Genomic DNA, 22,925 nt, shown 5'->3' on the forward strand with positions numbered 1-22,925 from the left:
ATAATAGACCCAATATTAAGATCAATCCCGCCGTTATAGATCCTTGGGAATACCCTGATAGTGGCGTGATCAATAGTAGTGATCCGCATTGGTATTGGTATTCAAGCGGTGAATGTGGAGATGGCGCCGGTCATAATCATTGTGGAACATGGAATTTTAGTGGTATTCGAGATTGGAAAAATCAAACCCCTGTAGTTAGATTTGGCGGTCCCGGTACCTATGTATTTGGAGACTATGCCGTAGCCGGAAATACAGTGCTTAGTTTTGATTGGGACGGAGTTACAAAAGGAGTGGATAAAAACTTTATAGCTGGCGCAAACGGTCATTATTTAAAAGAGGATCCAGATACTTCGGCGGGCGCCTTTTATCTAAATAGCTCCAAATCGACTCTAAAACTACCTAAGGGTATTACTAAAGATGATATCGTTTTTGCAGCTTTGTATTGGCAAGGTAACGTAAGAGAGGCAAGAGAGCTTATCAATGAGGGATGGGATAAATACGTAGGAAATGGCGACGGAGTTAAGTTTGCGAAATGGTATAAATGGGCTAAGCTTAGAATGAAAAGCTCAAAAAGTGCAACAAGTACTGCTCCTATAGATATCCCGAGGGATAGATGTAACGGCGTAGCCGGCTGGAATTATAGGGAGAATGCTAGCTATAGAAATCTTCCTAACCCTCGGAAGGTAGAGATGCGTTTGGAATACGGCTGCTTTGCAGATATTACGGATAAAGTGAAGGCAAACTTTGTTGATTACTCTGATAGTATAGATTTTACCGTAGGAAACATAGTAGCTAGTGATGGTAGGGATAATGCCGGTGCAGCCCTTATTAATGGTGAGTTAAAAAATATTAGACTTGGTATGTGGGGTGGCTGGGGTGTAATCATAGTATATGATAAGACCTTGGACTCTAGAAATAAGCTAATGGCAGATTTACAAAGCCCTGCTAATCCTGTAGGTGTAGCGAAACCGTTTACTTACGCAGAGGCTGCAAAATTTAAAAACGATTATTACAAGCCTAAAAACGTAACCGTATATGGTGACTTTATAGCTATTACACCTTGGGCGGGCGCAAATGAATCTATAAACGTAAAAGCCGAGTTAAAAGGCTTTTACACTCCTAGGAGCGGTCGCGTTAATGCTAAGCTTAGTTTTTTAGGTTTTGGTGGCGAGGCGAAACTTGGACCTGAAATGAGCGGCAATGATAAGACGAAGGAATTTTTTAGAGTAGAGAATAAAAAAGCGGGCGGTAAAATGGATACTTTATATACTCCTAATGCCGCTTGGTCTAATGGAATAAACGCATTGGCTCAAATCGGAAGCGAATGGTATTCTAATATATTCGGCGGTACCATTATGAGGCTAAGAAGCGAAAATGGTGGATATGCTGCGATACCGGAAATCCTAAGAGGTAAGCATTACGAGGGAGCGGATCAGGCAGCCGCCGTGGATTTAGATGAATTTGATATAAGCGATAAAATGGGCTACGGGCAATCAAGTATAAAGTTGGAACTGGGTGGTACGTATAACTCAACAAACAACCAATCCGATCAAAACTTTATAAGTATGATAGCAATATCAGTAGATCTGTATGTTCCTCAACTATGCTATCAGTATGAGGTATATAATGCCGCTAACTGGGTAAAATTCTTTAGAACTAAAGATGAAGATCCGCAGAATGGCAAAGTTATCGGTAGCAGATATAGTAAGACTGAGATTGACGACAATAAGCCAGAGCAGATCAAAAATCCAGTAGTTGCGGGCGAGCATATCTACTATAGAATGAAATTCGAAAACAGACTAAATGGTGGTAATAGCGAGGATGCTGTAGGTGCAGTAGTGTCAATCGATTTTGCTCAGGCAGGCGCTGCCTATACCAAAGATAGTTCTACTATAAATAATGAACTAGCCATAAACGATCCTATCACTACCACTACAAATACCATACCTGCAGCGGCCGCAGAGAAGCTGGTCTATCTACGCGATGGTCAAAAGGGCGCATATAAGACGATGAAAGATGTCATAAATGGCGGCACTCCAAATGTCACGGACCCTATCTATAATGATAGGCAATTTACGACGCTAGATAATAATGTCTTAAAATTCTATATCGGTGAGGGCGCAGGCGAGATAAAAGCCGGCACGACTACTCCGGTGGGCGGTCTAATGAGACCAGGTAAAGCGGCGTATGGTGAGTTTAACGCTACCGTTAATACCGGTGCAAAAATTCTTCAAGCTCCTGCCGTGACATTAAGCTACAAGATGAGTCTAGATATCGGCGGCGGTCAGCGAGTCGTCCTAGATATGGATAGTGCCTCTGAACTTGAGCTATGCGATGCAACGAAGGTTTCTAAAAGTGTTGATATCCAGCCGCTAAGTGGTTTGCAAGTAGTAAATAAGAATTTTAGTAATAGCGACGACGATGATAGGCTATATACTCAAATCTCCGATAAGCCTTTTGATGCAAAACTCATCTTTAGACCAGATTACGAGAGCCAATATTGTAAGGCTTATGACGATAAAACCGGTAAATGTACAGATTATATCGGTGCGGCTGCGAATTCTCCTTACTTTAAAAAAGATCCTAATACAGGTAAGCTCGTATATATCGGTAGCAAGGATAGAAAGCTTGAGAAATTTGGCTTGGGAGGAAAATTATATTTGTCCGTCATCAGGGCAAAAAATGCTGCTACTACGTCAGACAAAGTCAGTGAGGATGATAAGAAAAATAGCGTAGTTTATGCATGCCGATCAGTAACTGATACCTTAAAAATTCCGTTTAAGCTAAATGGCGATTCCTATTCTGTAGATAAGGAATTAGATTTTAAAAACAAGAGCATTTTAACTCTAAATAATATAGAGATAGGTGATGCGTATCAAGGTCTTACATTTATGCTTAGTTATCGTCCTGACGAGCAAGCTACCTCGAGATCCGATTTAGATAAGTATATAAAAGATAAGGACTTAAACAGTGAGGATCCTAAGGCTTACTATTTAGAGCTTAAAAAATGGGAGCTTAAGAAGCAATACGGGTATTGTGAAGCCAATGAAGATTTTGATTGGTGCAATAAAAGTCTGACTGCGGAACAAAAGAAGGATATCTGGGATAATATTATACAAAAGAAGCTGGATGAGCTTAAAAATAGTATAGATACGGCTAGCAATGAGTTCGGAATTAAAATGTCAAAAGACGGCTCGTTCCATATATGCGGTAGCGATAACTTCGTACTCCGCCCTGCGTATTTCAAAGTAGATACCGATGCGCTAAATAATTCCGGTAAATATAGCAAGATCGTAGATACTACCGCTAGTGGCGATATAACTAAAAAAGGCGTTAGTACCGATGTTTATAATCCTACCGAACTTCGCGTGGGTGGTGACTATGAGCAGAACGCAGATATTTTAGCGCACGTAATATCAGCTAGAAGTTACAGCGATAACGGCGTACCTAACTATACTGCAAGAATTGGCGGCGACCTAGGTAATCAGCGCTATCATCTACGTAAAAGCTATGGTACGGATTCCGACGATACTCAAGATATATCAACTAAGATCCGTGGCATCCAGACTTACTTGCGCCCATTCATATCTAATGAATGTGTGGCTAATGTAGATACCCAGTCTTATTATGTCGATAGAAAAACAGCCACTACTACATTAAAACGCGGTGTAAAGCAAGACGGCTGCTACGGCGGTACTGCAGTAGAGTATTCCGGTGCTAAATACAATGCCGAGACAGGCAAATACGAGATCGATCCATCGGCTATCAAAAAGGGCTCTTTTGGCAAGAGCGATGATGTTTCGTGCGTATTAAATGGTACAAGCTCAAAATTCGACGCATCGTATAGAAGAGTATGGGATAAAAATGCCGTAAGCTTATGGGCGGATTTTAATGCTAGAGATATCGTAGAGACTGGAGGTGTAGCGAAATTTAGCGGCAAAGGCAATTCTCAAGGCGCATATTTGATGACTCAGTCTAGAAAAGCTTCTGTGGATAAAGATAAAGAAAATGCCGTTATTTATACTGAAGGATTAGGTGCAAATGCCGATAAAATTTTTAACTACTATAATGTCGGTGATGTACTGGTAAGCGTCTATGATAACTCATGGACGGATGCCTACTCCGATCAGACATACTCTAAGAAGTGGAATAGCGCTAAATGTATTATTAATTCATCTAGCAATACTCCTAATGCTAAAGGTATGATAGGCTGCGACGTAGGTATGAGGCTTGCTGCTAACAAAGATAAAGCGATAAACGATAATATTGTATTGCGCTACAAGCCGGATCGTATCAGAGTGTCGCTCGTAAGCCTTGATAATGGTATAACAACCGGCGTAGGCGATAATAATATCACCGGTGGAACATCTGCATATACATATTTTAATGATCCGTATATTGAGAATAATGTCGTAGTATATCCAGGTGAAAATCCCGCACAGAATTTAGCTGTAACGCGTCAGATAAGCCAACTTGCCAAACTTAAAGTCAATGCCGTAGCGTATCTATCTGACAAAGTTTATAAGGATGTCATCGCTACGCTTTATGACGGATATAAGCAAGATGTTGGTGGTACTCCTCAAGCCGTGTGCGGATTTTCGAGTGATCTTGATTTTGCGCTAAATTTTGGATTTGATTGTCAAAGCAATAGTGCCGACGGACGTTGCTCCACAGCTATCGCTAGAAGGACCGGCGGAGATACAAATTACGTGCCGTATCCTAATAGACCTACCGTTGTCTACAATATCCCTGGTGGTACACAGTTTTTCGCTAGGAATTCTAACGATTGCCTAGGCCCTACGGGATATGATAGCAGATGCTATACATATAACGCAAGGACCTTAAGCTCAACTGTTACCGGAGGTTGGGAGGAAGCTGCTTCTGCTGCCGATACGGGTTACGGCTTGCCTATACCGCTTAGAACGGCGCTTAATTATTATTCTGATGCTTCATTAATAGGCGGACTTATTAATAGACCAAGAGGCGGCACAGGAATTAATTACGATTCTAAGTCAACGGATTTCAGGATTTTAGCACAAGGATTTAGAGAGGGGCAGACCCCTGGTTCAACTGTGTATTTTAATTTCGCTAGGATGCATAAAACTCCTAGCACTCCAGTGCTCATCTACGCTAGTGACTTTGATATCAGAAATGGCACGGTTAGTATCGCCGAAAATTTTTGGCCGTCAAAATTTGATAAATCATACAATGCTATCTCGGATACAACTTCGGAGCAATATAAGAAAGATGATATAAAGTTGTCCCAAGAGAACTTTAATGCTTTCATCACTAGAAAGGTTAGCGAGACCAAAGCTGCAAGTAAGGCTGCCTATATAGCCGCTGCTAATTCCAATAGTAAAACCTATGCAACAGGTAAAACCGTTATAGACTATAGTGACAACGTAGGCACTTATGCGCTATTCGTCTATGGTACGTCATATGACAAGAGCCTAGGATCCAGGGTGTATCAGGCTACTACCAGAACCGGGGTAACCGTACCTATTTATACGCAGATCTATTGCGGTAGAACCGATAGGTGCGCGAATATGCCTGCTCCTAGCGCAGAACTTGCTTATGAAGCCCCTGGCTCGAATATATTTACCGTGCTAGCGGCTCAAGATCATAGCCTAACTGATTTTACGAAGTTCGTAGTAAATACTAGAGCTACTTTAAATAATATAGGAGCAGAATTTGTAAGCGCTTATACTAGCTTTACACCTACTGGCGTAACTGTTCGCAGGGGTAATGTAGTAAGCGGCGGCAAGGAAGATATAGCTATCCAGGCTACTGTACCAGGTCAGGCTAGGATACGTATTGAAACTAACCCATGGCTTATCCATACGCCTGCTGAAAATCAGAGAACTATGTTTACCGTACCTCCTACTACTGGAGCTTACTCTAGCAGGTTCCCTGGTGTGCCACAGTATTTCAATCCTCTTACTGTAAATGTAAGAGCTGTTAGACCTACAGTCTGGGGTGGAGAGGGTCAAGTCAAGTCCGGTACAGTAGATGACGTGGGATCATTCGCTGGTGGTAGCACAGCGGATAATAGCACTAGCGACACTTCGACTAGCAAGCTAGGTACAGGAGACATTCGCGATATTTACAATCAAAAGACCGATTGGTAGTATCTGCGTAAGCTCGTAGCATAAAGGCTAGCCTCCTGGCTAGCCTTTTTTTATTAGCGAAATTTTGGTTTTCTTGGCGACAGATTTTTTAAAATTATGCTTTGTAAATTTTGCTTGAAAATTCTGTGAGATAGAATTTTGTGAAATTTTAAATTGCGGAATTTTGCTGCGAAACTTGGCGGTAAATTTTACTTACTAAGATTTGCGCATCGTAATGATATATAATTTTACGCACTAATTTCAATTGGTAGAATTCAAAGCAAAATCTCGTATGAGGAGATCCCTTATTGCTTATTAAAATTCTCAGCCGTTAGCATAGTTGGCTTTGCAAAGTGCGATCATATAAAATTTGCCATAAAATTTCACCACTCAGAATTTTTCTACCCCCAAACATAGCTGCAGAATTCTGTTTCGTAAAATTCCGCATTCCAATCCTCATCCTAAAATTCTATCGCGGTAAAACGCATCGCCGATAAAATTTAAAATTTTATTGCTCAAAGCCGTCCGCATTTTCTCTTATCCTTTAAAATTTCGTTTTGTAAAATTCCAATCTGACTAGATCTGCCGTATAAAACCGCTTTATAAATTCCACCTGCTCATTTACCCGTTTTTAAATGAAATTTCGGCACAATGCGGCTTAAAATTTCATCAGGAAAGCCACTTGAAAACAAAAAATATCAGAAATTTCAGCATCATCGCGCATATCGACCACGGCAAATCCACGCTCGCAGACCGCCTGATCAGCGAGTGCAACGCCGTCGAGGCGCGCCAGATGAGCAGCCAGATTATGGATACGATGGATATCGAAAAGGAGCGCGGCATCACGATCAAGGCGCAGTCCGTGCGGCTCGAGTACGAGCTTGGCGGCGAGAAATACGTTTTAAATTTGATCGACACCCCGGGCCACGTGGATTTCAGCTACGAGGTCTCGCGCTCGCTGGCTAGCTGCGAGGGGGCGATCCTCGTCGTGGACGCGAGCCAGGGCGTACAGGCGCAAACCATCGCAAACGTCTATATCGCGCTGCAGCACAACCTCGAGATCATCTCCGTGCTCAACAAAATCGATCTGCCCGCCGCCGATCCGCAGCGCGTAAAAGATGAGATCGAGCACGTCATCGGGCTTGATTGCAGCAGCGCGATCGAGGTTAGCGCCAAAACGGGCGTGGGCATCAAGGAGCTTTTAGAGGCGATAATCACTCGCATCCCCGCGCCCAAAACGGACGACGACGCGCCGCTTAAGGCGCTCATCTACGACAGCTGGTTTGATAACTACCTAGGCGCGCTCGCGCTCGCGAGGCTCTACGACGGCGTGCTGAAAAAGGGCGACGAAGTCTATATCATGGGTAGCGAGAACCGCCACGAGGTGCTCGATCTGATGTATCCCAACCCGCTCGCGCCCGCCAAAGCCCGCGAGCTTAGCAGCGGCGAAGTGGGCATCGTAGTAATGGGGCTAAAAAATGTCGCCGACGTGCAGGTGGGCGATACGATCACGCTTTTTAAAAAACGTGCCACCGAGCCCGTGGGCGGCTTTGAGAAGGCCAAGCCCTTCGTGTTTGCGGGCATCTATCCCGTGCAGACCGATAAATTTGAAGATCTGCGCGACGCTTTGGATAAGCTCAGCCTAAACGACAGCTCGCTTAGCTATGAGCCCGAGACGTCGCTGGCGCTAGGATTCGGCTTTCGCGTCGGGTTTTTGGGACTACTGCATATGGAGGTCGTGAAGGAGCGGCTCGAGCGCGAGTTTGATCTCGATCTCATCGCCACGGCGCCGACCGTCACATACGCCGTGTATCTCACGGACGGCTCGTGCGTGCGGATACACAGCCCCAGCGAGCTTCCCGCGCCAAATTTCATCGAGCGCATCGAGGAGCCCTACGTCAGGGCGACCATCATCACTCCGAGCGAGTTTTTGGGCAATCTCATTAGCCTTTTAAATTTGCGCCGCGGCATCCAAACTAAGATGGATTACATCACGCCGGAGCGCGTCCTGCTCGAATACGACGTGCCGACAAACGAGATCATAATGGACTTTTACGACAAGCTCAAGTCCTGCACCAAGGGATATGCGAGCTTCGACTACGAGCCGATCGATTACAGGCGCGGCGATCTAGTCAAGCTCGACATCCACGTCGCGGGCGAAGCGGTCGATGCGCTCTCTATCATCGTGCCCGCTTCAAAGGCCGAATCCAAGGGGCGCGACCTCGTCAAAGCGATGAAGGAGATCGTGCCGCGGCAGCTTTTTGAGGTCGCGATCCAAGCAAGCATCGGCAACAAGATCATCGCTCGCGAAAACGTCCGCGCCATGGGCAAAAACGTGACCGCCAAATGCTACGGTGGCGACATCACGCGCAAGCGCAAGCTGCTCGAAAAGCAAAAAGAGGGCAAGAAGCGCATGAAGGCGATCGGCAAGGTAAATCTGCCGAGCGAGGCGTTTTTGAGCGTGCTAAAGATCGATTAAATTTTATGCTTGAGCGGATGGTCTAAATTTTATCTTTTGCCGCGCGGTTGTAAAATTTGCTTTTAAATTTTAACGATCATTCAGGCGGTTTAAATTTAGCGGCTCGTCGTTTGGCATGAAATTTCGTCTTTAAATTTCACGATCTTAAGAGACGATTTAAATTTTATGACTGCACGGCGCTTAAACTCTATCGCTTGCCGTCCGAGCTGATACATTCGCTTCTACGTGCCCATTTTGCGCCGCTTTAGGCTCTAGCGTTCACTGCTCGGTCGTAGAATTCTGCCGCTTGCCGTTAGGCTAAAATTTCATCTTTCAAATTTAACATCCCGCGAGCGGTTTAAATTTTTACTGTCCGTCAATCATTGCGGTCGCGCCCGTCATATCCTGCAGTTGTACTCGCCGCGCCCGTCGCCTTCTGCAAAATTCTATCCGGGCGGCTCCCGCTATGAAATTTTATCCGCTGCGACTTTATAAAATTTGATTAAATTTTGCCCGTCTTGCCGCATGAAATTTCCATAGCGCGAGTGTTTTATAGCAAAACGGCGTGCACGGCGCATAATAGGGCGTGCCGATAAGTCCAGCAAAAGCGCTAAATTTATCGGCGTAAAAAAAGGAGAAAAATGGAATTTTAGACCGCTTAGGCGTGGATAGGAGCAGCTTTACTGATCTATTTTCGGCATGTTTAGGCTGCGGCGCAAGGGTGCAAGAGATGGGCTCGAAGCTGATCACAAAGGGCAGGCGCCGGTCTGTGGATTTTGAGCGCGGTGAGATCAGTTTCGGCGATGATGCGCCGCGCGCCATTTGGTATATCGGTAGCGAAGCGAGCAGCAGCCGCACGTGGCTGTGGGGGTACGAGAACATAAATCGCCTCGATGAGCGGCTGCTTGTCCTTGCGCGAGATGTGCGCGACTTCGGCTTGCGGCACGGGCTAGAGGAGCTTAGCACGCCTAAGCTTGCACTAAGTGAAGAGATAAACGCGCGCGTTCTAAGCGCGATTGCGTGCGGATTATCGCAGGAGCCGTTATATTACTACCGCTGCCCGCACGCCGGCGGAGCGGTGTTTGTAGCTTTTGCGTCAGGCGAGTGCGTGACGCCAGATGGTACGATCAAGCCCGGTATGGACGCAAGCGAGCTTATCTCTTTGGCGCGGGATTACATAGGCGCATTTCAGTTAAATCACGCCGTTTTATCGGGGGCACTTTTGATGAGAAACGGCACGAAATTTAGCGAAGCGGCGGGCAAGATCGTAGCAAATTTTAAAAATGACGCACTCTTTTCGTGATAATTTGGGGCGGCTAAGCGAGGTGGAGTTCGCCGTATAAGGCTGCAAATATCGCGCCGTGCATTTATGGCTTTGAAATTTACGCCGCGAAATTCTGCTTCGTAAATTTTATATCTTAAAATTTTCAGCCTTAGAATTTTGCTCGGTAAAATTTAGATCGCAAAATTCCGCCGTGCGAAATCCTCTTAAAATTTTACGTTGCAAAATTCTGCCGCTAAATTTACGCCAAATCTCTAAATTTAAATCAAAATTAGCCGCCGTCGATGTCGAAATCAAGATGCTCTTTGAGGTAGGCGCGCAACCTGCGGCGGTCGTTGCGACCGGGCGTGATCGCAAACCACAGCACGCGGTCGTTCAGATCTTTGCCGCGGATCAGCACGGTGTCGCGCAGCAAGATATCGTGAAAGTCGCCGTTTAGCCGCCACGACGAGAGTGCCTTGGCGAAGAAAAATATCACGACGCCCGCCGCCAGCATCTCATATGCCATAGTTAGCTGCTCGCTCATGGCGATACCGACTAGCCATAGCACGATGATCGATCCGATCCCAAATTTAAAGAGTTGCTCGTTTTTTACGTAGCGGGAGTGCTTAAGTGCCGTGTAGCTCGTGCAGGTGCGTAAAAAGCCGGGCGTAAGCTTAATGTAGTCGATATTAGAGAGCAGGATTTCTCTATTATGCGCGCCCGAGACGAAGGTGATCGCATAGTCGTTAAATTTATACAGCCCATCGCCGTCACTTCCTTTATACCAAGCTATACCGGCGATTATAAGTCCCAATAGCCCATTACTGTAACGCCCTCCTCCACGACTTTCTGCGAAAAAGAGCTTATCTAAATCAAGCCCGGTTAAAACGCCGTAAAAAAATATAAAAGCCATCATCGTAACGGAGAAGATCACGATGAAGGAATTGTCGTTTTTGACGCTAAATCCGCCTGTGCTCGTGGTTCGTGCGCCGCGGCTGCGAAGGGCGGCTTTGTAGTCTTTGGTAGTAAAAGTAGGCATTAGCTTCCTTTATTTCAGGGTTTCAAAACAGCTTGCGCGCACTTTTAAAGCCCGTTTAAAACGGCGTAATTTTATAAAATTTCAGATCAAATTCGGATTAAATTTTAAATTTGAAGAGGCTTTGCAAGCGAAGCTACTCCGTTAAGAGCTGCGAACGCTTGATAAGCGCGGCATTTTGAGTCTTACAATACTCTAAAGTATAAAGAATTTCGGCACTAAATTTAAACGCGATCGGCGGGTGCATTCTTGCTGGTGCGTGCTGCGGATTTCGCGGCGAAATTTAAAAACGCGGTTTGTAAGATTTAGAGGATGCGAGTTTTGTAGAAGCGCAGCTGCATGTACAGACGCGAATGTGCGGCAAATTATCATAAATTTAAAGCGTAGCGGCGCTGTGCGATCTCATCAAATATGCAGAAAATTTTACGGCAAATTTAAAACGCAGTCTCGCGGATTTAATACGGCGGATTAAAATGTGGCTTGCAGCGGTTAGTGCGGCAAATTTGCTCTGTGGCTGCAGTTAAAATTTCCGCCGTGCGGAGTAAATACCGTGCAGAGGTTAAATTTGCCGCATAGAAGCTAAATTTTGCGTCGCAGTTAAATCGACAATAGTCAAATCACAGCGAGCTAAAACGCTATAAATTTAGAGCTCGCCGCCGTAAACGCTTGACTTACGGCTGAGCCGCGATCCCTTACGATAAGATGCCTATTGTTCGCATTCCTGCGGCTGTATAAAACAAACGGCGCCGCGTTTTAAATTTTAAAATTTTATTTGAATAAGCTATTTACGCTCTCATCGTGATATACGCGTCTGATGACCTCGCCGAAGAGCGGAGCGACGCTGATTACCTTGATGCGGTCGCTTTCCTGTTTTAGCGGGATCGTGTCGGTCACGACTAGGCCGTCCAGCGCGCCGCTTTCGATGCGCTCATATGCCGGGCCGCTTAGTACGGCGTGCGTGCAAAACGCACTGACGCTCTTTGCGCCCTGTTCCTTAAACGCGCCCGCGGCCTTGACGATGGTTCCCGCGGTATCGATCATATCGTCGATTAGGATCACGTCCTTGCCTGCGACGTCGCCGATGATGTTCATCACCTCGCTTTTGTTCGCCTCCTCGCGGCGCTTATCGACGATGACGAGATCGAGCGAGAGCTTTTTGGCGAAGCTTCTGGCACGCGCGACGCCGCCCACGTCGGGGCTAGCAATGATCGGATTTTTTAAATTTTTCTCTTTTAGGTAGTCCAAAAATATCAGCGAGCCGTAGAGGTTATCGACGGGCACGTCGAAAAAGCCCTGTATCTGCCCCGCGTGCAGATCCATCGTGACGACGCGGTCGATGCCTGCCGTTTGCATCATATTCGCCACGAGTTTCGCGCTGATCGGCACTCGCGGGGCCGCCTTGCGGTCTTGGCGGGCGTAGCCGAAGTAAGGCACGACCGCCGTGATCGAGTTCGCGCTGGAGCGCTTCAGCGCGTCTGTTAGGATCAAAAGCTCCATTAGATTGGAGTTTGCGGGCGCGCATGTGGGCTGGATGACGAAGACGTCCTTACCGCGCACGCTCTCGCCGATCTGGACGCTGATTTCGCCGTCGCTGAAGGTTTTGATCGCGCATTCGCTAAGCGGTAGCGAGAGATATTTGGAGATTTTTTTGGCAAATTCGGGATTTGCGGTGCCGGAGAAAATTTTATATCCGCGCATTTTGATGACCTTTGGATTGAAATTTGCTCGAATTCTACACCAAAAGCGCTAAATTTTAGCTAATTCGCCCGCCGCGCTCGCGTAAAATTCATAAGCGAGTATTGCGAACCGCCGCCCGTTTGCGAGATAAATTTTTAAAATTTCAGGGCGGCTCGGTTCGCCGCGGCTTTACCCCGGTGAAATTTTGGCTGTGGGTTGCAGCGTCCGCGAGTGATCGTAGCCTGCGTTTTTGTACGAGCAGTCGCGCAGATTGCGGGCAAAACCGTATCGCAAAGCTTGATGAAAGTCTGAGAGAGCGCATCAGGCGAGGGCGCGGTACGGCTAAAATCGTATTGCGTAGGCGTCGATGAGCGCGGAATTTTACATTCGCTATGCAAAGACGCAAAATTTTATCTTTAGAGCTGCGGAGAGTGCGTTTAAATTTTGAGCTCGCACGGGACAGACTGCGCGGATACTTGCGGCGCGCTAAATTTAGGTTGCCGCGGCGTATAAATTTTAGATCGCCAGCGCGGTCAAATTTAAAGCCTGCTTTGTTTTGGTGAAAATTTAAAGCTCACTTTGACGATCAAATTTAAATCTTGCTGTTTAGAGCTCGATCGCGCGCCGCGAAATTTAAAATTTATCGTGCGAGCTTCATTCGTCGCGTAAATTTAGATTACTGCCTTTGCCATTTAAATTTTAAAAACCGAAAAGCTATGAGTACGAATTGAGAGGCAGGTCGTTACATAGATTCTAGTGCGGATTATGACATAAATCTCGTCAAGGGTCACGGCATAAACCCAAGCATGAATTATTACGACATACGCCTCGGAGCGTATCAAGACATAAATTCTGACAGGTATCGCGCCGTGAATTTTAAAATTTCAAACGCAAATTTAAAAACGAATTTAGCAGTTTTAAAAGTAGATTTAAGGACGGATTTTAAATGATTAAATTTTCAAATTTAAAAGTTGCCGCCGCCGTGTTCGCGCTGCTGCTCGCAGGCTGCGACGGATGGAAGCACCATCTAAGCAGCGACGGCGCCTCACTCGCCTCCAAGTTCGACCCCTCCGAGCGCACGCTAAAGATCGAGGGCAACGACAAGCCGCTCGTGCTGTTTTTCTACGCAAGTAGCCGAATTTAGAAATTTTAAAATTTAGATAAAATTCTACGATTTGGAATTTTGATAAAATTTCTGTGGCTACCAGCTTCCACTAGCACCGCCTCCGCCGAAGCTTCCGCCGCCCCCACTGAAACCACCTCCGCTAAAACCGCCACTTCCTTTAAATCCGCCAAAATCCCCAGATGGGCTGCCTCTCATGCGCGATGAGCGCGCGATTTCGCTTATGATGTCTGCACTCGAGATTATATCCTCGTCGCTTCTTCTGAGGCGCGTCACGCGGCGGCTTAGTATCGCGAAAAGCAAGACTGCAAAAAGCACCATAAAGATCGCAAAGTCCTTGTTACTCGGATCCTGCTGCGCGTTGGCGTTAAGGGGATCAAATTTTATATCGCCGCCTTCGATCGTGCTGATGATCGCCGAAATCCCGCTAATGACGCCACTTTCATAATCTCCCTGCCTAAAATAGGGCAGAATTTTATTGCTGATGATACGCTTGGCGCGCATATCGGTTAGCACGCCCTCTAGCCCGTATCCGACCTCGATACGCACTTTATGCTCGTGCGGAGCGACGAGCAGCAGTACACCGTTGTCGCGCCCTTTTTGCCCGATACCAAGAGCGCGCGCCTGCTCTACGCCTATTTCCTCGATAGAGTAGCCGCCGAGCGATTTTAGGCTTATGAACATGATCTGGTTTGTGGAATTTTTATCGAAAGTCGTTAAAATTTCATTCAGACTCTCTCTCGCGGCTGGGCGTAAAATGCTAGCCTCATCAATTACGGCGGTGCCGTTTGGATGGGCTAGATACTCGCTAGGTGCGGCGACGCTTATTACAAATAGCGCCATTAGGGCAAAAGCAAATCTACAAGCCACTCTCATCGCAGCTCCACCAAGGTCTCTTCTATCTCGTTATTTTCGCTATTTTTAGGCACTTGCATGGCTAGCTTGCACAGCGCGTCCATCGCCTTTAAAACAGCAGGCTCAAGGCCTTGCGCGCTAGGTTTAAATTCCGTCGTGATACGTTCAAACTCGCCCTTAGAGATAAACTCCGCCGCTTGCGCGCCGCAGATGATATGAGCGCAGCGTTCGCGGACGCAGACGCAAAACATTATAGCTTCTTTTACACTACCGTAGCGCTCGTAAAATTTTAGCATCGCAAACTCGCCTGAGAGCCGAAGCCTACGAGATCTAGGCGTGATTAGAGTTAAAAGCGCAGGGCATTTAGCTAGCAGAGCTTTAATCGCAATGAAGCTGAGCGCTACGATCTGCAGTAGCTCAGCTTTGCTTATTTGCGGCACGAAGCACATAACGATGCCGATCGCAAACGCCGTCACTGCTGCCGCGCCATAGCTAGATTCGCAGTCCTCGCTTGCTTCGCGCGCGACTACGCAGACGATCTGCGCACCACTTGCGGCTTCGGCTTTCGTGATTAGCTCGTGGATTTCTTGCTTGCACTGCTCGCTTAGCATTTGCCACCTTTAGCGTTATTTGAACGAGACGCTAGGGGCTTTTTGGCTTGAGCTATCAGCGCTAAAGCTAGGTTTGGCACCGCCTAGTCCTACGATGCGCGCGATGATGTTCGTAGGAAAGGTTCTAATTAGCTTGTTGTATTCCTGCACCGAGGCGATGTAGTCCTTGCGCGCTACGGCGATGCGGTTTTCCGTGCCTTCGAGCTGATTTTGCAGATCGGCGAAATTCTGATTTGCCTTAAGATCCGGGTAGCGCTCGACTACCAGCATCAAGCGCGATAGAGCCGAGCTAAGCTCGCCTTGAGCGCCGTTAAATTTCGCAAACGCTTCCGGATCTTGCGCTAAACTTTCTGCATTGATATTGACAGCAGTTGCCTTAGCTCGGGCATTTATAACGCCTTCTAAGGTATCTTTTTCATGGCTTGCGTAGCCCTTGACGGTTTCTACGAAATTTGGAATCAAGTCGGCGCGGCGCTGATATTGGTTTTGTACCTGGCTCCACGCGGCTTTAACTTCTTCGTCTTTGCTTACGAGCTTGTTGTAAACCGGCACTGCAAATATCGCAAATGCAATCGCTGCAATCACTAAGACGATTAGGGCTTTGATTAAGATATGAAGCCCTCCTTTTTGGCGCGGATACTCTTCTCCGCCAAAGCTCCCGCCTCGCGCAGATAAGCCTTTATCGTCGCAACCTATACGCTCGTTATTTTCTCCTTGCAGCTCTTTCATTGAAATCTCCTTGGGATGTTGGAATTTAATTTGACTAAAATTTCATATTCGATCGTGCTGAAGCGCTTTGCCCAAATCTGCGCGTCGTCCAGCACGCAAACTCGCTCTCCGCCGAATTCTGCACAGAAGCTATCCATCGACATTTTTCCGAGCATTTTTTGCCCGCTTGCAAGCGCTAGCTCGCCCTCGCCGTCGTAGCGAAATAGCCCGTCTGCGTAGCCCAGATCGTATGTGCCGATCCTCATATCGTGCGGCGCTTCAAATTTTGCGCCGTAGCCCACGCGCTCGCCTTTTTTCAGCACGCGCGAGCTGATCAGATCGGCATAGAGCTTTAGCACAGGGCGTAAATTTAGGCTCTCGTCAAATTGCGGATAGCCGAACTGCGCCATGCCTACGCGCACGTATTCGTCCTCAAAGCCCGCACTTCGCTCGATAGCTGCGGAGTTGCTCGAATGAAATTTTAAATTTCCAAAGCCCGCGGCGGCGGCTTTGTGTCCCGCGATACGCTTAAATTCTATGAAATTTTGCCTTTGTGCGAAAAAATCTCCACTTAGCTCGTCGCTTGCGCGAAAGTGTGTGAAAAAGCCACGTAGCTTAAATCCGCCCTCCCTGCACAGCCTAAGCGCCTCATCTAGCTCGCTCGCTCCGATGCCGTTGCGGTGCATAGCAGTATCTGCAGCGATATAAATTTTAAGCCCTCGTTTAAGACGCGCGAAGTAGCTCAGATCATTTACCGCGTAGCAAAACCGCTTGTCCTCGTCCCCGTGCGGAATGTGCGAGAGCACTAAAATTTCATCAAATAAATCCGCTATCTGCGCAGCTTCCGTAGCACTTCGCGTTACGGCGCGTACGAAGCCTAGCTTTGCCGCTTCCTCGCAGCAAAGCCTGCAGCCATGGCCGTATGAATTATCCTTGGCTACTAAAAATACTCGCTCCGCTCCACCTACTTTGGCGGCGATTTGCGCTAGATTGTGCGCATAAGCGTCGCGATCTAAGATGATCTCAGACATCGAAATTTAGTCCGTAAGTGCGGTATAAATATGGTAGCAGCTTGCGCGCAGCGTAGTCGTAGCCGTAGAATTTCGCATAAACTTCTTTCAAGCTAGCCGCGCCTGCGCGCTCGAAATCAAACACGTCGGTACCCGCGATTTTTGGCACGCGCTCATCTAAGAATTTAAAAAATTCCGCTCTCGCAGCCAAAAGCTCTTTTATATTTTTTTCAACCTCTTGCTTTTCAGATTCGTTCATCTCTGGTCCTTTAAATTTTCTAGTTTATCTAAAAATACGCGCTGCATCTCGTCGCGAAACTCGGGGCTGCTGGCCTCGAAGCGAGTTACGATCACGGGCGTGGTATTGCTTGCCCGTACGAGTGCCCAGCCGTTATCAAACCTCACTCTGATGCCATCTATTTCGATAATATCGCGGATGGGCGGCAGCTCCGCAATACCTGCGTGGATTTGAGCTTTAAGAGCCTCGATGATCTTAAATTTCGCCTCCTCGCTCGTATTAAATTTTATCTCGTCGGTGCTAAAAACTCGCGGCAGCTTGTCTAGCTCGGCGTCTAAATCATATCCTTTAGCTACGAGCTCAAGCACGCGCATCATCGCATATACGCCGTCATCAAAGCCGAAATATCGCTCTTTAAAATAAATATGCCCGCTAACCTCGGCGGCAAGATCGATGCCAAGCTCCTTCATCGCCTTTTTGATATTGCTATGGCCCGTTTTACCCATGAAGCTTTTGCCGATCTTATCGATGGTGTCATACATCGCTTGAGAGCATTTGACTTCGCCTAGGATGCGCGGATGGTGCATGTTTAGAGCAAGCAGGCAGGCTAGCTCGTCGCCTTTGATGTTGCGGCGCGGCGTAAGCACGGCGATCCTATCGGCATCCCCGTCGAAACCGAAGCCCAAGCTCACGCCATCTTGCTTCATCGCAGCTTTAAGATCTGCTAAATTTTTCTCCTCGCTTGGGTCTGGGTGGTGGTTTGGGAAGTTGCCGTCTGGCTGTGGGAATAAAACTTTAGCGTTTAGCTCTAGCCTTCCTATGATTTTAGTAACGGTAACGCCTGCGGCGCCGTTTGCGCAGTCAATTATAAAAGGCGCGGCAAAGCCCTTAAGAGCTGCGAATTCCTTCTCAAAATATGCTAGATACTCGCTTAAAATGTCGTACCTCTGGGTGCTTGTATCGGTTGGAATTTCAAAATGTGAACTCATCAGCTCTCGCACCTGCGCACCGAGGCGCTTCAAATCCTTGCCGAAGAAGCTATCCGTGCCGATCGTTATTTTAAAGCCGTTGTAATTTTTGGGATTGTGCGAGCCGGTGATCATTACGTTTGCGTCAAATTTATGCGCAAATACGCTAAAATAGCCCACCGGCGTCGGCAGCAAGCCGATATTATAAACTCGCAATCCGGCGAAATTTAGTCCGCTTACGAAATAGCCGAAAAGCTCGTCCGCGCTAAGACGGGCGTCGTATCCCACGCTAACGCGCTCAAGCCCTAAATTTGCGATATGTTTGCCAAGAGCAAAGCCGATCGCTTTTACGCTGCGCTCGTTTAGTTCCTCGCCCACGATACCGCGAATATCGTATTCTCTAAAGATATCTTCGATCATAAAATTCCTTTAAATTTAAATCGCGGTATTTTATAAAAACTTGCTTAATATTTATATTATAAATGATAAAATCGCTGCTAAAATTCCAAAGGATGATTATGAAAAAATTTATTCTAGCAGCGATTTTAGCGGCTTTTGCTTGCGCGAGCGATTACGAGCTCGTAGGTAGCGTAAATACTTCGTTTAGAATTTTTGGCAAAGACGATCGCATCGAAGTTATCGCGGTTAAAGATCCTAAGATCGACGGCGTGACCTGCTACGTTTCTTACGCCAAAAAAGGCGGTGCCAAAGAGATCATCGGCGTGGAAGAGGACCGCTCCGAGGCCTCTGTTTCGTGCGTGCAGACAGCGCCTAAAATCATCATCAAAGAGGAGCTGAAAAAAGAGGATATTTTTGAAAAACGCAGCTCGTTAATTTTCAAAAAGACCCACGTAGTTAGGCTTTATGACGCGGTGCAGGGCTCACTAATCTATTTGGTTTATTCAGATAAAGTGATCGACGGCTCGCCTAATAACTCGATCTCGGCGATCCCGTGCCACCAAGCCGTGGGCGACGTGTGCGAGCTCGCATATACCCAAGGCAAAAAATAATAATAAGGAATTCCGCAAAGATAAAATTTTATCGCAGCGGAATTCTAAATTAGAAATTACGCGATGAGATGACGCACGAAATTTAATAGAATTCGCTAAATTTCGCAGCATTTTATAAAATTTCATCCGCGCCGTTAAATTTCTGCGCGAATGCCTAAGAGGAGAATTTTACCGCTTTATCAAAGCATCTTAACGCATATTTGCGCTACGCTAGTAGGCGTGCGCTTGCAGGTCGTAAAATGAAAAATTAAGCAATTTTTGCTAAAATCTCGCGATTTTGAAAACCCTCGTAAATCTAAAGGAAATCAATGAAGACATTTTTTAGTATGGAGTGCGCGTCAGTGATGCTACTGATTTTGGCGCTAGCCTGTGCGATCGCCACTTTCGTAGAGACCGCTTACGGCACGGAAGTAGCTTGGGCGATGGTTTATTCTACTGCGTGGTTTGGCGCGCTGATGGTTCTTTTGGGAATAAATTTAACCTACAATATCTATCGCTACCGCATGATTAAGCTTCGCACGCTGCCTGCGCTAATCTTTCACGCAAGCTTTTTGTTTATGCTTGTTGGAGCGATTTTGACGAGATATTTCGGCTTTGAGGGAAATATCCATATAAGAGAGGGCGGCGAGAGCTCGATCGTAACGACTAAAGACGAGGTCGTTCAACTTCTTACTTTAGGCAGCGACGGCGAGTTTATATCTGCTGACGAGAGCAAATTTTTAAACGGCGCAGGACGGATGAACTTCGATCTCAATCTAGACGTAGAGGGCAGGATCGCAAATTTAAAATTTAAAGAGCTAATAGAACACGGCGAGCTAAAATGGGTGCAAGATCCGACCGGGCAGGCTCCTGCGCGCGTGGAACTATTATTTTCAAACAATGTCGGCAGCCAAAATGTCTCCTTGCAATCAGGCGAAAGCATGGATATAGGCGAGCTTAGTATCACTTTTAACGCAGAGCCTAAGAGTAAGAATTTCATCTACATAAAATCCAAAGACGGCAAATTCTATCTAAACTCAAGTCTTGATATAAACGCCACTAAAATGGCTGATATGAGCACTGCGCCGCTTAAGAAAAACGAGGATAATCCTCTAGGCAATCTCTTGCTTTACAGCTTCGACGGGATAAATTTCGCTCCCGTTAGCCTACTTAGCTCCGCGGTCGAGAAATTCGTCCCGGTCGATGCGAATTTACCGGGTGAGCCCGGCGTAGTAGCTACGCTAAGCTTTGCGGGGCAGAGTCGCGAAATCTACGTGCCTAGGGATTCGCATGGTGCTAGCTACAAGGTGGGCGATAAGAATTTCATCGTAGCCTTGGCGCCAAAGATGCTTCATCTGCCTTTTAAAATCGCGCTTCGCGACTTTGTGATGGATCGCTATCCAGGCACCAATTCGCCCTCCGGATATAAAAGTGAAATCATGCTAAAAGACGGCAATTCGAGCTTTGATTATGATATTTTTATGAATCACGTGCTCGATTACGGCGGATACCGATTTTTCCAAAGCTCATACGACACGGATGAGCGTGGCACCGTGCTTTCGGTCAATAAAGACCCTGGCAAAGTTCCAACTTACATCGGCTATTTTTTGCTTTGCGTGGGGATGTTTTTTAACTTTTTCAACCGGGGCTCGCGCTTTTTCAAGCTCTCGCGCTTAATCAGCGAAAATACGCATCTTGCTCGAGAAAAAGATGTAAATTCTAAAAATTCCGCGTCTAGCTCGGTGCCCGTAAGCTCTGCAGAAAGCTCTGCATCAAAACGCACCAAAAAATCGCGACGCGGTACTAAAGGCGCAGCATTGGCATTAGTAGGCGCGTTGGCTTTGAGTTTGGCTGCATTGTATCCTAGCGCAGCAAATGCCGAACAAAACTCTACGATTCAAAATTCTACTTCGCAAAGTTCCGCCTCAAATACAGCTGTAGAAAATCCAGCGTCGCAAAGCCCGGCTAGCGTGCAAAATTCTACTTCGCAAAATTCCGCGCAGAATTCCGCCGCTGAAAATTCCAAACAAAGCTCCGTTTCGCAAGAATCTGCAGCGGAGCAAGACTCCGCCCCGCCGCATAATTTTTCTACTATGGGAGGCGAACTAGCCGTGCCGAAATTCGATCCTAAATTTAGCGAAGATCTAGCAAGCCTCGTAATTCAGGGATTTGATGGGCGAATGGAGCCTTTCGATACCGTTTCTAGGGAGCTTTTAAATAAAATTTACCGCGCCGACGACTACAAGGCGCCAAATGGCGAAATTTTAAACCATAACGCCGCCGCGCTTTCTTTTATGCTAAATCAAAGCTACTGGAGGCGTGCGCCGATTATCAAGGTTAGCGAGCCGGAGCTTAAGAAAATTCTAGGTATGGATGAGAAGCAAAGCCACGCCAGTATGATGGATTTTTTTGAATTTAAAGGCGGCGAGAGCTACTACAAGCTCGATAAAATGGTCGAGGAGATCAACCGCAAGCCTTTGGGCAATCGCGGTGTGCTAGATAAAGAGATCATCAAGGTAAACGAGCGCGTGAACGTCTTTTACTCGGCGTTTATGGGGGATTATTTTAGAATTATTCCGGTTAAGAACGCTAAAAATAACGAGTGGCTTTCGCCGCTATATCTAGGCGATGCGCTGGATCAAAACGAATCAACTGAAGTTAAAAAGATGATGGGGATATTCGTTTCGTCCGTGGTCTATGCCCAAGAAAGCGGGGATTGGAGCGGCGCAGAAAAGATGCTAAGCTACGTCAAAAAATACCAAGCGCAAAACGGCGCAAATTTAATGCCTAGCGAGAGCGCAATAAAATATGAAATTTTATTTAATAAGGCTAAAATTTTTTCTCGCCTCTTTCCGATCTACACTATCTCGGGATTTTTGCTTCTGATCTTTATCTTTTTGCGAATGATGAAGCCTACTCTTCGCTTAGGCGGCGCGTTTAAGCTTGTTTATATCGTAAATATCATCGCTTTTATCGCGCATACTGCAGGTCTTGCGCTGCGCGGCTACGTCTCGGGGCACGCGCCGTGGAGCAACTCCTACGAATCGCTCATCTACATCGCATGGGCGCTGTCGCTAAGCGGCATTTTTTTCTCGCGCAAATCCGCTATCTCGTTGGCGCTAACGTCGATAATGGCGGGCATAACGCTGATGGTAGCGCATCTTAGCGACATCGATCCGCAGATCACCAACCTTCAGCCTGTATTGAAGTCGCACTGGCTTACGATCCATGTCTCGGTAATCACAGCAAGCTACGGATTTTTAGGCCTTTGCATGCTGCTTGGAATTTTTACCCTCGTGATGTTTTTGTTCGACAAGAAAAACCCCGAGATCGCGCGCAACATCACAGAGGCGACGCACATCAACGAAATGTCGATGATCCTAGGGCTTTGTTTGCTGACGGTGGGCAACTTCCTAGGCGGCGTGTGGGCGAACGAAAGCTGGGGACGCTACTGGGGCTGGGATCCGAAGGAGACCTGGGCGCTCATTACGATTTTCATCTACGCGGTGGTAGTGCATTTTAGGTTTATGCCTAAGCTCAACAATCAATTCGCCTTTGCCGTAGCCTCAATGTTTGCGTATTTTAGCGTCATAATGACCTATTTTGGCGTAAATTTCTATCTAAGCGGAATGCACTCATACGCTAGCGGCGAGCGCATTCCGGTGCCGGGCTGGGCGTACGTGATGGTTGCCTCGATGATAGCTCTTGCGATTGCGGCGTATTTTCGCTCGGGCAAATCGGCTAGGCTTTAGATAGGTGGGGCCCAAATTTCAGAATAATAATTTTGAAATTTCGCCCGGATTTCGCAGTTTGCCGAGGCTTTATGGATTTATGGAATTTATCTTTAAATTTTGGCTAGGCTTTGAAATCCCGCAGAATTT

General features: G+C 46.8%; 14 protein-coding genes. 6 read left to right on the top strand and 8 right to left on the bottom strand.

Annotated elements, in window-relative coordinates; genetic code table 11:
* Positions 1-65 precede the first annotated feature (65 nt).
* The 3 genes from Q0537_RS00320 (at position 66) to Q0537_RS00330 (ending at position 9,868) form a co-directional block, all read left to right on the top strand.
* Positions 66-6,128: a hypothetical protein gene (locus tag Q0537_RS00320; RefSeq protein WP_299224050.1), complete on the top strand. Its 6,063-nt coding sequence runs from the start codon at positions 66-68 to the stop codon at positions 6,126-6,128.
* Between the two features lie 661 nt (positions 6,129-6,789).
* The gene (lepA, locus tag Q0537_RS00325) at positions 6,790-8,586 is read left to right on the top strand and encodes a translation elongation factor 4 (protein WP_299224053.1); all 1,797 of its coding nucleotides are present in this window, start codon (positions 6,790-6,792) and stop codon (positions 8,584-8,586) included.
* A 643-nt stretch (positions 8,587-9,229) separates the two neighbouring features.
* Positions 9,230-9,868: a DUF6882 domain-containing protein gene (locus tag Q0537_RS00330; protein WP_299224056.1), complete on the top strand. Its 639-nt coding sequence runs from the start codon at positions 9,230-9,232 to the stop codon at positions 9,866-9,868.
* A gap of 250 nt (positions 9,869-10,118) precedes the next feature.
* Here the strand turns inward: Q0537_RS00330 and Q0537_RS00335 are convergent, their stop codons facing one another.
* Positions 10,119-10,868 carry a hypothetical protein gene (locus Q0537_RS00335; protein WP_299224059.1) on the bottom strand — a complete coding sequence of 250 codons (750 nt, stop codon included), beginning with the start codon at positions 10,866-10,868 and terminating at the stop codon, positions 10,119-10,121.
* 765 nt (positions 10,869-11,633) lie between these two features.
* Positions 11,634-12,563, bottom strand: a complete 930-nt coding sequence (locus Q0537_RS00340; RefSeq protein WP_005873085.1) for a ribose-phosphate pyrophosphokinase — start codon at positions 12,561-12,563, stop codon at positions 11,634-11,636.
* Between the two features lie 925 nt (positions 12,564-13,488).
* Between Q0537_RS00340 and Q0537_RS00345 the strand changes: the two genes are divergently transcribed.
* The gene (locus Q0537_RS00345; protein WP_298705210.1) at positions 13,489-13,686 is read left to right on the top strand and encodes a hypothetical protein; all 198 of its coding nucleotides are present in this window, start codon (positions 13,489-13,491) and stop codon (positions 13,684-13,686) included.
* 57 nt (positions 13,687-13,743) lie between these two features.
* On the opposite strand, the gene Q0537_RS00350 is transcribed toward Q0537_RS00345, so the two are convergent.
* Genes Q0537_RS00350 through Q0537_RS00375 form a run of 6 tightly spaced genes read right to left on the bottom strand, consistent with a single transcriptional unit; the run spans position 13,744 to position 18,475 of the window.
* The gene (locus Q0537_RS00350) at positions 13,744-14,541 is read right to left on the bottom strand and encodes a YgcG family protein (protein ID WP_299224062.1); all 798 of its coding nucleotides are present in this window, start codon (positions 14,539-14,541) and stop codon (positions 13,744-13,746) included.
* Entirely contained in the window at positions 14,538-15,131 is a 594-nt protein-coding gene (locus tag Q0537_RS00355; RefSeq protein WP_299224065.1) for a hypothetical protein, read from the bottom strand. Before Q0537_RS00355 ends, Q0537_RS00350 begins: the two co-directional genes overlap by 4 nt.
* Before the next feature lie 15 nt (positions 15,132-15,146).
* Positions 15,147-15,860 carry a LemA family protein gene (locus Q0537_RS00360; protein ID WP_299224068.1) on the bottom strand — a complete coding sequence of 238 codons (714 nt, stop codon included), beginning with the start codon at positions 15,858-15,860 and terminating at the stop codon, positions 15,147-15,149.
* Positions 15,857-16,870, bottom strand: a complete 1,014-nt coding sequence (locus Q0537_RS00365) for an alanine racemase (RefSeq protein ID WP_299224071.1) — start codon at positions 16,868-16,870, stop codon at positions 15,857-15,859. Before Q0537_RS00365 ends, Q0537_RS00360 begins: the two co-directional genes overlap by 4 nt.
* The gene (cmeU, locus tag Q0537_RS00370; protein ID WP_297880638.1) at positions 16,863-17,108 is read right to left on the bottom strand and encodes a CmeU family protein; all 246 of its coding nucleotides are present in this window, start codon (positions 17,106-17,108) and stop codon (positions 16,863-16,865) included. Before cmeU ends, Q0537_RS00365 begins: the two co-directional genes overlap by 8 nt.
* On the bottom strand, positions 17,105-18,475 hold the full coding sequence (locus Q0537_RS00375) for a phosphomannomutase/phosphoglucomutase (RefSeq protein ID WP_299224074.1): 1,371 nt from the start codon (positions 18,473-18,475) through the stop codon (positions 17,105-17,107). Before Q0537_RS00375 ends, cmeU begins: the two co-directional genes overlap by 4 nt.
* A 98-nt stretch (positions 18,476-18,573) precedes the next feature.
* Between Q0537_RS00375 and Q0537_RS00380 the strand changes: the two genes are divergently transcribed.
* Complete coding sequence (locus Q0537_RS00380) at positions 18,574-19,065, top strand: CreA family protein (protein ID WP_299224077.1); 492 nt, start codon at positions 18,574-18,576, stop codon at positions 19,063-19,065.
* A 308-nt stretch (positions 19,066-19,373) separates the two neighbouring features.
* Positions 19,374-22,796, top strand: coding sequence for a cytochrome c biogenesis protein CcsA (ccsA, locus tag Q0537_RS00385; RefSeq protein WP_299224080.1), 3,423 nt, complete (start codon positions 19,374-19,376; stop codon positions 22,794-22,796).
* Positions 22,797-22,925 lie beyond the last annotated feature (129 nt).

It is taken from the genome of uncultured Campylobacter sp., from assembly GCF_938017775.1.
In the GTDB taxonomy this organism is placed as follows: Bacteria; Campylobacterota; Campylobacteria; order Campylobacterales; family Campylobacteraceae; genus Campylobacter_B.